Consider the following 12684-nt stretch of genomic DNA (forward strand, 5'->3'; position numbering starts at 1 on the left):
TCTCTCCTCAAGCTCGATCCGACGGATTGCCGGGCATCAGGTCATACGGGTGTTTCCAGCCGGGCTGTTCGGACAGGCGAGTCAGCCAGGCATCAATATGGGGCCAGTCAGCACGGTCAAAGCCGAATGGTTCGGGATAATACAGGTAGCCGCAGCAGCTGAGATCGGCGTTGGTCACGCCGTCGCCGACAATCCAGTCGCGGCCGTCCAAGTGGTTATTCAGTATTTCGTAGGCCGCTTTCAATCGCCCCTGATTAAAGGCGATGACGTCCGGGTTTCGGTGTTTCTCGGGAAGGAAATTGATCAGAAAGCGTGTCAAACCGGCCATCGAGCTGAGCTTGTGGTTGTCCCACAGCACCCACCGCAGAATCTCGTAGTTTTCGTCCCGCGACTTGCCGCCAAATTTACCCGATTTCTCCGTCACATAGGCTTGAATGGCGCCAGACTGGCTGGTGCGAAAGTCGCCATCAATCATGACCGGGGCCTCGCCCTGTTCGTTGACTTCGGCACGAAATTCAGGAGTGCGTGTTAAGCCACTGAAAAAATCGACAAAGACCGGTTCCCACTCAAGCCCGGACATCTCAAGCGCCAGGGCCGCCTTGTAGGAGTTTCCGCTTTCTCCGAAGCAGTGCAGTTTTATGGTCATGCGATCGCCCCTCCCAAGGCGCGTATGGTTAGTTCGGAATTGAGTATTTGTGAAAAGATGAAGTCCAGATAGTAACCTTTGATCAACCTTCTTCCGTTTCAATAGTCGCGCGGTACAGGCTGGAGAGCCGATGACCGCAAAAGGTGAAGTCGTCCCTGTCCTGATGGCGAGTGCGCCCGGTGGCAGGGACGCATCTCGTCTTCATCTTTTCATAAATACTCCCGCCGGAGGCATCAGGTTTCAAAACTGGCGCTACTGGACAGATATTGGCCATCACCTAGCGTTTGCGCGCCTCAAGCTCGGAATTGAAGATGCGCAGGCGGTGGGTCAGGTTCTCCTCGTCAATTACGCTGTTGAAGTTCTCGAACAGGAAGGACAGTGCCTCGCCTTCGTCCAGCCCCGCCTCGCGGGCGAAGCCTTTGAGTTTGCGGTAGCCGTCCTCGGTCATGGCGACCGGAAAGCGGCGGGTCAGGCGAAAGCGTTTGGGCATTGAATCCCCTCGGAAAAACCAGGCCCGGGCGGTTTTCCCGGACCCAGATTGAGATCAGAAATTCGCGGCCTCCAGGGCCATGACTGTCTCCGCGCCGGTCTGAATGCGCGAAAGGTGCATTGAAGTCGCGGGCAGGCGGCGCGCCATGTAGAAGCGACCGGTGTTGATCTTGGTCTCATAGAAGTCTTTGTCCGAGGCCCCACCGTCCAGCGCGTCTTGTGCGGCCTTCGCCATCTGTGCCCACATCAGTCCAAGGCAGACGTGGCCGAACATGTGCATGAAGTCGTACGAGCCCGACAGTGCGTTGTTCGGGTTCTTCATGCCTTCCTGCATGAAATACATGCCAGCGGCCTGCAGATCCTTGGATGCGGCTTTCAGCGGTTCGATGAAGGCTTTGTCATAGGCTTCGTCCTTGCCACCGTTCTCCTTGCAGAAGGACTTGACCATTTCAAAAAAGGCCATGACGTGCTTACCGCCATCCTGCGCCAGCTTACGGCCGACAAGGTCAAGCGCCTGAACGCCGTTGGCGCCTTCGTAGATCATCGCGATACGGGCATCGCGGGTGTATTGCGACATACCCCATTCTTCGATGTAGCCATGGCCGCCATAGACCTGCTGCGCCTGAACGGTCATGTCGAAGCCTTCATCCGTCAGGAAGCCCTTGATGACTGGAGTCAGCAGCGAGATCAGGCCGTCCGCATCTTTGTCACCCGAGCGGTGCGCCTTGTCGATCATGGTCGCGCCCCAGAGGATGAACGCACGTGCACCCTCGGTGAAGCTTTTCTGATCCATCAGGTTACGGCGGATGTCGGGGTGAACGATCAGCGGATCGGCGGGGCCGTCCGGGTTCTTCACACCTGTTACGTCGCGGCCCTGCAGGCGGTCTTTGGCATATTCGACAGCGTTCTGGTACGCAGCTTCGGCCTGAGACAGGCCTTGCATACCCACACCCAGACGCGCTTCGTTCATCATCGTGAACATGGCGCGCATGCCTTTGTGCTCGTCGCCCAGCAGCCAGCCGGTGGCCTCGTCATAGTTCATGACGCAGGTTGAGTTGCCGTGGATGCCCATCTTCTCTTCGATCTTGCCGACCGAAACGCCGTTCCGCTCACCGGGAGTGCCGTCTTCGTTCACGATGAACTTGGGCACGATGAACAGAGACACGCCTTTGATGCCGTCGGGGCCACCCGGGATTTTGGCCAACACCAAGTGAATGATGTTGTCGGCCATGTCGTGATCACCGGCCGAGATAAAGATCTTCTGGCCGGTAATCTTGTAGCTGCCATCGCCCTGCGGCTCGGCCTTGGTGCGCATCAGGCCCAGATCTGTGCCGCAATGCGGCTCGGTCAGGTTCATGGTGCCGGTCCATTCACAGCTGATCATGTTCGGCAGGTATTTGTTCTTCTGCTCGTCCGTGCCGTGCGCCAGAATGGCCGAGGCCGCACCGTGGGTCAGGCCTTGATACATCACAAACGCTTGGTTTGCTCCCGAGAACATCTCGCCCACGGCAGTACCCATTACGTAAGGCATGTTCTGGCCGCCATACTCTTCCGGCATGTCGAGGCCAGTCCAGCCACCTTCCTTCATCTGCTCGAAGGCGTCTTTGAATCCGGTTGGGGTGTACACAATACCGTTTTCCAACCGGCATCCTTCGGTGTCGCCGACCACGTTCAGCGGGTGCAGAACGTTGGAGGCAAGCTTGCCCGCTTCTTCCAGAACCGCGCCGGTAAACTCGGCCTCAAGTTCGTCATAGCCGGGGATATCCGACTGCGAGACTTTCAGAACGTCGTGCAGGATGAACTGCGTGTCTTTTGTTGGCGCGTTATAAACGGGCATTTGAAGCTCCCTTAATTCAGATGTCCGGTGAAGGCGTACGAGATTACTCGGCCGCCTTCTTTTCCTGTTTCATCGAGGCGATAACCTTTTCGCCCCAGCGCAACTGCTCTTTCAGATCGTCGATGGCCTGTGTCAGCTCGTCCCGGCGCGATTCCATGTCGGCCAGACGTTCGCACGCAATTTCATAAGTGCGGGTCATCTGGGTCACCTGTTGGTCGCCCACATGGTACAAGTCCAGAAGCTGACGGATTTCTTCCAGGCTGAAGCCAAAACGCTTGCCGCGCAGGATCAGTTTCAGGCGCGCGCGGTCCCGTTTGGTGAACAGGCGCTTCTGGCCTTCACGGATCGGAAACAAAAGTTCCTTGGCCTCATAAAACCGCAACGTGCGTGGGGTGACGTCATAAGTCTCGCACATTTCGCGGATGGTCATCAGGTCTTCGGTCATGTTTCAAACTCTCATCACTGGCGTCATACCAATTGAGTTGCGCAGTTGATGAGCGTTTTACAACATATAATTGACGTTTACGTAATGCAGACGCAGCGTCACAAAACAGTTGACGTAACTTCCGGACACGTAAGTCGTCTGAAACGAAATTTTCTTACCCAGCGTAAAGTGGAAAACGACCAAGCTTGATAGCGAAAGGCTGTGCGGGCCGCGTAATAATGACCCTGTCAGGCCGATTGTGGCCGTCTATTCCAGCAGGCCCACAGTCTGGTCCCGCAATTGTTGCAACGCTTCCATGGCCTCGTCTAGTTGCTGCCGTTGTTGCCGTAGTTCTTCCATCTGACGATCGGCCATCTCGATAAAGGCAGCCATTTGCGCCTGATTGCCCTGATCTTCGTAGATCAGCAACCACTGGCGGATCTCTTCCAACTGGAAACCAAATTTCCGGCCGCGAAGGATCAGTTTCATGCGGGCGACTTCGCGCGGACCATAAAACCTGGACCGGCCTTCGCGGTCGGGCTGCAGAAGTTCGATGTATTCGTAGTATCGCAGCGTGCGCGGGGTTACGTCGAACTCGGCGCACATCTCTTTGAATGACAAACGGTTGCCGGACATTCCTGATCTCCTCGGCTGCAACCTAGGGCGTCGTTGCGGCAAGCGCAACAGGTGGGCTTGCCCTTTGCGTCAAAGCGGCCTCATAAAGGGGCAAGCAAGAGGACAGGATCCGCCCCATGGTCGACAAGACAGTATTAGCGCGCCAATTCATCGAGGCCATTCCGCATGCAAAGGCGCTGGGGCTTGAACTCACCCATATCGGAGAGGGCGAGGCGGAAATCTCAATGCCTTACAACGAACAACTGATCGGCCACCCCAGAACGGGAGTGATCCATGGGGGCGCCGTTTCGGCGATGCTGGATACGTGTTGCGGTGCCGCGGTGATGAGCCACCCTTCGGCCCCCGGAGGCACGGCCACGATTGATTTGCGGATCGACTACATGCGCGCGGCAACACCGGGGCAGAGCATCCACACGCGGGCCACCTGCTATCACATCACTCGAAACGTGGCATTTGTACGGGCGACGGCAATAGATGACGATTCAGATCGTCCGGTGGCCACCGCATCGGGCGCGTTCACCGTGGAGGGTCGCTAAATGGCGCGTCCTCGTCCTGAACCCATGCAGGTGGTGAAACAACGCCGCGACGCTGCTTTGACAGCATTGGTCCAGGGTGTGCCGTACATCCGGTTCCTCAGTATCAGCTTTGACCGTCGCGGAGATGAGCTGACCGGGGTTCTCAACTTCGATGAAAAGCTGATCGGCAATCCGTTCCTGCCTGCCTTGCATGGTGGCGTTACGGCCGCGTTTCTCGAAGTGACGGCCGTGATCACGCTGAGTTGGGAGCACATGTTCCCCCGTATCGAAAGCGGAGAGATTGGGGCCGAGGATATTCTGACGGACGAAAACATCAGGTTTCCGAAGACAATTGACTTCACCGTCGACTATCTGCGCTCGGGGCTGCCGCGCGATGCCTATGCGCGCGCGTTTATCAACCGGTCGGGGCGGCGCTACGCCTCGGTCCGGGTTGAGGCCTGGCAGGATAACCACGCAAAACTCTTTGCGCAGGGGACCGGACATTTCCTGATGCCGCAAGCCTCGGCAGGCAAAGGATAGCCATGCAGAGCGCAGCCGCGCCTATCACGCATCGCCGTGTCCTGAAAATTGCGCTGCCGATCGTGTTGTCCAACGCGACGGTGCCCATCCTCGGGGCTGTGGATACAGGCGTGGTTGGTCAGATGGGGCAGGCGGCCCCGATTGGTGCGGTAGGAATGGGGGCCGTGATCCTGTCCGCGATATACTGGATCTTCGGCTTCTTGCGGATGGGGACAACCGGCCTTGCGGCGCAGGCACGCGGGGCAGGGGACACGGCGGAAACCGGTGCCCTTCTGATGCGGGGTTTGCTGTTGGGGGCCTCGGCCGGGGTGGTCTTCATCCTTGCGCAGGTCGCCGTGTTCTGGGGCGCCTTTGCGTTGTCGCCCGCCAGCCCCGAAGTCGAGGCGTTGACCCGGGACTATCTGGAAATCCGAATCTGGGGTGCGCCAGCGACGATTGCGCTTTATGCTGTGACAGGTTGGTTGATCGCGATCGAAAAGACGCGCGGTGTTTTTGTCCTGCAGGTCTGGATGAACGGCCTGAACATCCTGCTGGATTTATGGTTCGTTCTGGGGCTCGGCTGGGGTGTCGAAGGCGTTGCGATTGCGACTCTGATCGCTGAATGGACCGGTTTGGCGCTGGGGCTTTGGCTGTGTCGGGCGGCCTTTGCGGGAAGCCAGTGGAAGGACTGGCCGCGCATTTTCGATGCCGTCCGGCTGCGTCGCATGATGCAGGTCAACGGCGACATCATGGTGCGTTCGGTCCTGTTGACCGGAGCATTTACCACCTTCTTGTTCGTCGGTTCGGATCTGGGGGATGTAAACCTCGCGGCAAATCAGGTGCTGCTCCAGTTTCTTGAGATTACCGCGTTTGCACTGGACGGGTTCGCGTTTTCGGCCGAAGCGCTGGTGGGCGGGGCTGTAGGGGCACGCGACCGCTATCAGGTTCGGCGCGCGTCGATCATGGCGTCGCAATGGGGCGTGGGCGGAGCCTTTGCGCTGGGCCTCGTGTTCTTTCTGGCCGGGCCAGCGCTGATCGACATTATGTCAACGTCGCCAGAAGTTCGGGTGGCAGGTCGAGAGTATCTTTTCTGGGCCGCAATCGCGCCCGCAATCGGTGTGGCCAGCTGGATGTTCGACGGCATCTACATCGGCGCGACGTGGACCCGAGCGATGCGCAACGCCATGATCCAGTCCGTCGCGATTTACGTGGTCGCGCTGTTCATTCTGGTGCCGGCATTCGGCAATCACGGGCTATGGTCCGCGCTGATGATCCTAAACATCGCCCGCGGCGTAACGATGGGCTGGCGCTATCCCAGGCTTGAAGCTCAGGTCGCCTAGAGAAGTTTCAGCAAAGCCTCGGGTGGGCGTCCGATGGCGGCGTTGTTTCCTGCAATCGCCAACGGGCGCTCGATCAGGATCGGGTATTCAGCCATCGCCCGGATCAGCTCATCTTCGTCGGAGGCCTTGGTCAGATCCAGCTCTTTGAACTGATTCTCTCCGGTGCGCATCATGTCGATGGCCGGGCAACCCAGAAGGGCCAGTGCCGCGCGTAATTCATCTTCCGAAGGCGCGTCTTCGAGATATTTCCGAACGTTCACCTGCGCGCCTTTCTCCTCGAGCAAAGCCAGACCCGTGCGGGACTTGGAACAACGGGGATTGTGCCAGTATTCGATCATAACCAGTCCTCACGTTTGCTGCCCACGGCTTGGGCGACAGAGTCGAAACCATCGCGGGCCAATAGCCGATCCAGACCCGTTGCGATTTCGGCAGCCAGTGAGAGGCCCCCATAAACCATCGCGGTGTAAAACTGCACGGCCGAGGCCCCCGCGCAAATCTTGGCATAGGCATGCTCGGCCGTGCTGATCCCGCCAACACCAATCAGAGGAACGTCTTCGCCTGTCATCTGGCTGAGCTGTGCAAGAACGCGAGTGGATTTTTCGAACAATGGTGCGCCCGACAAGCCGCCAGCCTGGTCCTTGTGTACGCTGTGCAGGCCGTCCCTGGACAGCGTGGTGTTTGTGGCAATCACCGCGTCCACTCCGGTTTCGCGGGCGACCCAAGCGATGTCCTGCAATTCGGATTCGCTTAGGTCCGGAGCGATTTTCAGAAAAATCGGCATATGGCGGGGTAATCCGTCGCGTGTTTCAATCACTCCGGCCAACAATGCGCCAAGCGCCTCCTTGCCCTGCAGATCGCGCAGTTTTTCCGTGTTGGGGGACGAGACGTTGACCGTGGCGAAATCCAGATATTTTGCGCAATGTGCCAGCACTTTAGCAAAATCGCCGGGCCGGTCGTCGCTGTCCTTATTTGCCCCAAGGTTCAGACCGATCACCGCATCCTTGGGGCGATGGGCCAGACGCGACGCCATGACGTCCATGCCCTCATTGTTGAAACCGAACCGGTTGATGGCTGCCTGATCCTCGGTCAGGCGAAACAGGCGTGGCTTCGGGTTCCCCGGCTGTGGGCGCGGCGTCACGGCACCAACTTCGATAAATCCGAAACCGGCGCGCGACAGAGGGTCCAGAACTTCTCCATTCTTGTCGAATCCGGCAGCCAGCCCGACTGGATTGGGCAGGTCCAGCCCGGCGACACGGGTTTTCAGGCGCGATGAAGTTGTCGGCCCGGGCGCAGGCGCAAGCCCCGCTTTCAATGCCTTGATCGACAGTCCATGCGCGGTTTCGGGGTCAAGTTTGTGCAGGGCGGCAAGCCCCAGTCTCTCGGTCAGTTTCATCCGAATGTGGTTCCACTTTCTGCCGGTGCACAGCGGATCAGACGTGAAGTCTGAACTGCCGCCTGCCGATGAACAACCGCTTTCTGGTAAACCGGGTCGGTCACCATTTCCAGAAACGCGTGCGCTGTCGGGTATCGAGCAATGAAGACTTCATCCCACCTTTCGTCTTCTGGCCCTATCAGCGCAGTCTGAAACGATCCACGCCAAAGGATTGACGCACCCAGTCGCGACAGTATCCGAGCGGTCTCATCCCCGTAACGCCTATAGGCTTCGGAGCCACTTAACCCGGCATCGGCCAATTCGTGCCCGTCAGGATAGGCTGCGAGTTTCCGAAACCGAACAAGGTTCAGCATCTCGATTGGATGATCCCGTCCCAATGCCTTGAATGTCTCGAATTGACCGCGATCAGGATCGACGAAGTTGGTCATTGCATCTCCTCGGGAAACTGATGCACGGCGCCATCAAAGGGCAGGGGGCGTGACCAAACAACGTCCGACATTCTGATCCGGCGATAAAGATGCGGGAACAGGGCACCACCACGCGACACTTCCCATTTCAGATCGTCGCCCATCGCGTCCGCATCGCAAGCCAGTAAGGTCAACCCCTCGACCCCGGCGAAATGCTTGGCTGCGGTTTCGGCGGCCTGTTCGGCGGTCGAAAAGTGGACAAACCCATCTGAAATGTCGATCGGAGCGCCATCGGATTCGCCTTTGGCCTGCAGGGTGGCCCATTCCTCGGCCCTGAAAATCTTGTAGATCAGCATGGGGTGGTGATGCCTTGCACTGCGGGTAGAATCAAGCCGGATTTCCCCCTTTGACTCTTCCCGATCCTCGGCGCACGATCAGGGCAATCAATAAAAGGGAGTCTCAAATGTTTACCCGCTTTCTTACGTCAGTAGCGGTACTTGGCCTGACCGCAGGCATGGCCGCTGCCGAATACAAGCTGACCATACTGCACACCAACGATTTTCATTCCCGGTTCGAACCGATCAACAAGTATGACAGTGGTTGTAGTGCTGAGGACAATTCCGAGGGTAAGTGCTTCGGCGGCTCGGCACGTCTGGTGACCGCAGTTGAAGAGGCGCGCGGCCGCACCGATAACTCGATCCTGGTGGACGGTGGCGACCAGTTCCAGGGATCGTTGTTCTATACCTACTACAAAGGCAAGGTCGCCGCTGAGTTCATGAACAAGCTGGGTTACGACGCGATGACTGTGGGCAATCACGAGTTTGACGATGGCCCAGAAGTCCTGCGCGGCTTTATCGACTCGGTCGATTTTCCGGTGCTTATGTCGAATGCTGACATTGCCGATGAAGAATTGCTGACCGACAAGATCAAGAAATCTACGGTGATCGAGGTGGGCGGTGAAATGATCGGGCTTATTGGCCTGACGCCCGAGGATACCCATGATCTGGCGTCGCCTGGTCCAAACATCACATTCTCGGACCCCGTTCCGGCAGTTCAGGCCGAGGTGGACAAGTTGACCGGCGAAGGGGTCAACAAAATTATCGTTCTCAGCCATTCGGGCTATGGTGTCGATCAGCGTGTCGCACAGGAGACAACGGGTGTGGATGTAATTGTGGGCGGGCATTCCAACACTTACCTGTCGAACGTATCCGACAAAGCAGCGGGTCCCTATCCCACGGTCGTCAATGGTGTGCAAATCGTTCAGGCCTACGCCTATGGCAAATTCCTGGGCGAGTTGAACGTAACCTTTGACGACGACGGCAACGTCGTCGAGGCATCAGGTGAACCCTTGATCATGGATAACTCTGTGACCGAGGACCAAGGCTCGTTGGACCGTATCGCCGAGCTGGCGCAGCCACTCGAGGAAATCCGCAACAAAGTGGTTGCAAGCGCGGCTGCCTCGATTGAAGGCGACCGGGCGGTCTGCCGGGTCCAGGAATGCGAGATGGGCAATCTGGTTGCCGACGCCATGCTGGCGCGGGTTGCCGATCAGGGAGTTCAGATCGCCATTGCCAACTCGGGCGGCTTGCGTGCCTCGATCGATCCGGGTGATGTGACCATGGGCGAAGTTTTGACGGTTCTTCCGTTCCAGAACACGCTGTCGACCTTCGAGATCACCGGGCAGGGCATTATCGACGCGTTGGAAAACGGCGTCAGCCAGGTCGAGGAAGTCAAGGGTCGCTTCCCACAAGTTGCCGGTCTGACGTTTGTCTGGGATCCATCCGTTGCACCGAACGAAGGCCGCATTTCCGAGGTGATGGTTGCCAAAGGTGACGGTTTCGAACCCATTGATCCGACCGCCACCTATCTGGTCGTGACCAACAACTACGTTCGCAATGGTGGGGACGGTTACAAGATGTTCGAAGGCGACGACAAGAACGCCTACGACTTCGGCCCCGATCTGGCAGATGTGACAGCGGAATACCTCGCCGAGAATGCACCTTATCAGCCCTATCTGGATGGGCGGATCAAGCAGAAGTAATTCTTTGATTTGATCGAGAAAGGCCGCCTGTTTGGGGCGGCCTTTTGTCAGTTGAAGTCGTATTCGGGCCAGAGTTCGGGATCGAACCCTTCCAGCATTGGTTGAAGCTGATCTGCAACCTTGCGCCATCCGCCAATTGACTTGGTCGAAATCTTGTTGCGCACCTGATCGATGCTCGCGGTGCGCACCTGTTTGGTGTTTTTCTCAGGGTGCATCATCTGTTCATGCCAAGCGATTCCGCAGAAATCGGCGACCTTGCGGCTATGCGTTTCAGGGTCGGCAACAAGGTCTTCATACGGTACTGTCAGGATACGGTCGCCGAACACCTGATCCCAGTGCGCCATGTATTTTCGATACAGGTTGGCAGAATGTGCGATGGCCTCCAAGTTCGAGGCATAACGAAGGCCCGGCGCCGGAAAACGTCTGATCCATTTTGACAGACCGACATCCCGCGGATCGCGTATCATGTTTATAATTTTTGCATTCGGGAATGCGGTCAGCAGAAAACCAACCCGCTGATAATTGTGTGGTAGTTTGTCAACGAACGCAACCGAGCCCTCGGGAACCTGCGGCATCAACTTTCTGAACTCCTGAGCGAATTCCTTGGCCGCGGCAGCATCGAACGTTTTCTTGTCCTCTACAAAGGACTCCGAAAGATCCGACCCGAGGGTTAACTCACCACATCCAGCAATATCGGGAGCCGAACTCAGCATCATTTCCATCAACGTGGTGCCGGATCGTGGTTGACCGATAACGAATATGGGCACGGGCTCTTCGACTAAGCCGGATGTGACCGCTGATGCCCCTTCTGGGAATAGGCTGCAGATACCCTGGAGCTTCTCCTCTTCTAAGGCAGAATCGTAGGGATTTGTTTCATGCTGCGCCATGTTGGCAATGGAAAATTGTGGCAAGGCAACTGCCAAACCATCGCGTCTGGAAATGAGTTCGGCCTTCGCAAACTCCAGCGTGGAGTTCACATGGTCGCCATTTGCAAGGGCTCTGCTTGTGGCATCAAAAAGATCATTCAGGCTTTCCGCAGAGGCTACAACCGACAACTGTAGCAAAGTAGCAGGGTGCAGGGGCTCCCTTTCCAATATGTCCCAAAGTATTGCGGCGCTCCCATTTTTGTCGCCGGATTGATGCATATCGATCGCTTTTCTAAATGCGATATCGACACTTTTGGGGTCAAGTTCGTAGGCGCGAGCAATGTCATTTGAGCTGTGCTCGACAAATCCGATTGATGCATAGGCGCGGCTGCGGGACGCCAGCAATTTGGCATTGTCTGGATCTGTTTCCAGCTTTTGCGTCGCATAGTCGATGATCATCCGCCAGTTCTGGCCCTTCAGTTGAATCTCATCGATGACGCGAACCAGTTCCTTGTTGTTGGGAAACTGTTCCAGCTTTTGTTCGGCATAAGCCAGCGCTCGTGGGATCTGGCCGGTTTGCATCAAAGCGTTGGCCAGATTTTCGACAAACTGCGGATCATCCGGTTTCATCTTTGCCGCTTCGACAAAATGCGGGATGGACTGCCTGTAACGTTTCATCTCGGTCAGGACAAAGCCAGCGATGGCGTGGTAATCCGAGTCACTTGGGAACTTCTTTGCCCCCAGCTGCGCCTTTTTCAGCGCCTGCGGCAGTTTGCCCATGTCCAGATCAGCAAGTGCTTTGCTTTTGAGGGAATTCGCTGTTTGTTGTGCCATATGACCGCGTGGAACCCTGTGCCCGTGAGAAACAATTGTTGAAAGTTCATTACCGATGTGCGGACGGTTTGCAATAACCCTTCCCAACGACGCCATGGCGCAGCTGTTTGCTGCCCGCCCTGCGAATACGTTGCCCCAAGTTCCGAATTACAACGTGTGCCCAACCAATCAGGTCCACGTCGTTCGCTCGGACCAAACTGGGCGCAAGTTGGACCCGCTGCGCTGGGGGTTCTTGCCCCATTGGTACAAAGCCGAAAACGCAGGGCCGCTGCTTATTAACGCGCGCGCAGAGACGCTGGCGGAAAAACCGGCCTTTCGGGCGGCGTGCCGGGACCGTCGTTGCCTGATTGTCGCGACCGGGTTCTACGAATGGACCAAGACCGAGGATGGTGAGCGGCTGCCTTGGTATATCCGACGCCGCGACGGAGCCCCGATCGCATTTGCAGGCGTCTGGCAGGACTGGGGGCCTGAAACCGCACGGCAGAGGACGTGTGCGATCGTCACCACACCTGCCAATCAATACCTCAGCGCGATCCATCACCGGATGCCACTGATACTCGAACCCGAGAACTGGGCGTTGTGGTTGGGCGAGGCGGGCAAAGGGGCGGCGCGCCTGATGCGACCTGGGCCAGATGAAACGCTGACTGTTCACCGGGTCGGGCGGGCGGTAAATTCCAATCGTGCCAGCGGGCCAGAATTGATCGAACCCGTCGCGTCAAGCTGAACTCCGCTGCCTT

Annotated in this window: 15 protein-coding genes; 5 read left to right on the forward strand and 10 right to left on the reverse strand. The window is 57.4% G+C overall.

The annotated features are described in order from the left end of the window. Positions 1-7: 7 nt before the first annotated feature. From AC2TEL_RS00100 to AC2TEL_RS00120, 5 genes are all read right to left on the reverse strand, one after another. Positions 8-646: a glutathione S-transferase family protein gene (locus tag AC2TEL_RS00100; protein ID WP_480901331.1), complete on the reverse strand. Its 639-nt coding sequence runs from the start codon at positions 644-646 to the stop codon at positions 8-10. A gap of 277 nt (positions 647-923) precedes the next feature. Further along, a complete protein-coding gene (locus tag AC2TEL_RS00105; RefSeq protein ID WP_005981899.1) occupies positions 924-1136 on the reverse strand; it encodes a hypothetical protein in 213 nt (70 codons plus the stop codon). A gap of 54 nt (positions 1137-1190) precedes the next feature. After that, positions 1191-2972, reverse strand: coding sequence for an acyl-CoA dehydrogenase C-terminal domain-containing protein (locus AC2TEL_RS00110; protein WP_480901332.1), 1782 nt, complete (start codon positions 2970-2972; stop codon positions 1191-1193). A 43-nt stretch (positions 2973-3015) separates the two neighbouring features. After that, on the reverse strand, positions 3016-3417 hold the full coding sequence (locus AC2TEL_RS00115) for a MerR family transcriptional regulator (RefSeq protein WP_480842634.1): 402 nt from the start codon (positions 3415-3417) through the stop codon (positions 3016-3018). 246 nt (positions 3418-3663) lie between these two features. Next, positions 3664-4032 carry a MerR family transcriptional regulator gene (locus AC2TEL_RS00120; RefSeq protein ID WP_480842632.1) on the reverse strand — a complete coding sequence of 123 codons (369 nt, stop codon included), beginning with the start codon at positions 4030-4032 and terminating at the stop codon, positions 3664-3666. 116 nt (positions 4033-4148) lie between these two features. Here AC2TEL_RS00120 and AC2TEL_RS00125 point away from each other — a divergent pair, with 116 nt between their 5' ends. Genes AC2TEL_RS00125 through AC2TEL_RS00135 form a run of 3 tightly spaced genes read left to right on the forward strand, consistent with a single transcriptional unit; the run spans position 4149 to position 6406 of the window. Continuing rightward, positions 4149-4568 carry a PaaI family thioesterase gene (locus AC2TEL_RS00125; protein ID WP_480901333.1) on the forward strand — a complete coding sequence of 140 codons (420 nt, stop codon included), beginning with the start codon at positions 4149-4151 and terminating at the stop codon, positions 4566-4568. Further along, a complete protein-coding gene (locus tag AC2TEL_RS00130) occupies positions 4569-5087 on the forward strand; it encodes a PaaI family thioesterase (protein ID WP_480901334.1) in 519 nt (172 codons plus the stop codon). It abuts the gene before it with no gap. Positions 5088-5089: 2 nt separating this feature from the next. Further along, positions 5090-6406: an MATE family efflux transporter gene (locus AC2TEL_RS00135; protein WP_480842625.1), complete on the forward strand. Its 1317-nt coding sequence runs from the start codon at positions 5090-5092 to the stop codon at positions 6404-6406. Here the strand turns inward: AC2TEL_RS00135 and arsC are convergent. The 4 genes from arsC to AC2TEL_RS00155 are packed head-to-tail and all read right to left on the reverse strand — an operon-like array spanning position 6403 to position 8562. Continuing rightward, a complete protein-coding gene (gene arsC / locus AC2TEL_RS00140; protein WP_480842623.1) occupies positions 6403-6744 on the reverse strand; it encodes an arsenate reductase (glutaredoxin) in 342 nt (113 codons plus the stop codon). The two genes, AC2TEL_RS00135 and arsC, sit on opposite strands and share 4 nt — an antisense overlap. After that, positions 6741-7799: a quinone-dependent dihydroorotate dehydrogenase gene (locus tag AC2TEL_RS00145; protein WP_480842621.1), complete on the reverse strand. Its 1059-nt coding sequence runs from the start codon at positions 7797-7799 to the stop codon at positions 6741-6743. The genes arsC and AC2TEL_RS00145 overlap by 4 nt, the downstream gene beginning before the upstream one ends. Further along, the gene (locus AC2TEL_RS00150) at positions 7796-8227 is read right to left on the reverse strand and encodes a DUF1330 domain-containing protein (RefSeq protein ID WP_480901335.1); all 432 of its coding nucleotides are present in this window, start codon (positions 8225-8227) and stop codon (positions 7796-7798) included. Before AC2TEL_RS00150 ends, AC2TEL_RS00145 begins: the two co-directional genes overlap by 4 nt. Then, a complete protein-coding gene (locus AC2TEL_RS00155) occupies positions 8224-8562 on the reverse strand; it encodes a DUF952 domain-containing protein (RefSeq protein ID WP_480901336.1) in 339 nt (112 codons plus the stop codon). Before AC2TEL_RS00155 ends, AC2TEL_RS00150 begins: the two co-directional genes overlap by 4 nt. A gap of 107 nt (positions 8563-8669) precedes the next feature. On the opposite strand from AC2TEL_RS00155, the gene AC2TEL_RS00160 reads away from it, so the two are divergent. Next, complete coding sequence (locus AC2TEL_RS00160) at positions 8670-10247, forward strand: bifunctional metallophosphatase/5'-nucleotidase (RefSeq protein WP_480901337.1); 1578 nt, start codon at positions 8670-8672, stop codon at positions 10245-10247. A gap of 47 nt (positions 10248-10294) precedes the next feature. Here the strand turns inward: AC2TEL_RS00160 and AC2TEL_RS00165 are convergent, their stop codons facing one another. Beyond that, positions 10295-11947, reverse strand: coding sequence for a tetratricopeptide repeat-containing sulfotransferase family protein (locus AC2TEL_RS00165; protein ID WP_480901339.1), 1653 nt, complete (start codon positions 11945-11947; stop codon positions 10295-10297). 55 nt (positions 11948-12002) lie between these two features. Between AC2TEL_RS00165 and AC2TEL_RS00170 the strand changes: the two genes are divergently transcribed. Further along, positions 12003-12671, forward strand: coding sequence for an SOS response-associated peptidase (locus tag AC2TEL_RS00170; protein ID WP_480901340.1), 669 nt, complete (start codon positions 12003-12005; stop codon positions 12669-12671). The last annotated feature ends 13 nt before the right edge of the window (positions 12672-12684 follow it).

The organism is Ruegeria sp. HKCCD9138, assembly GCF_057220975.1.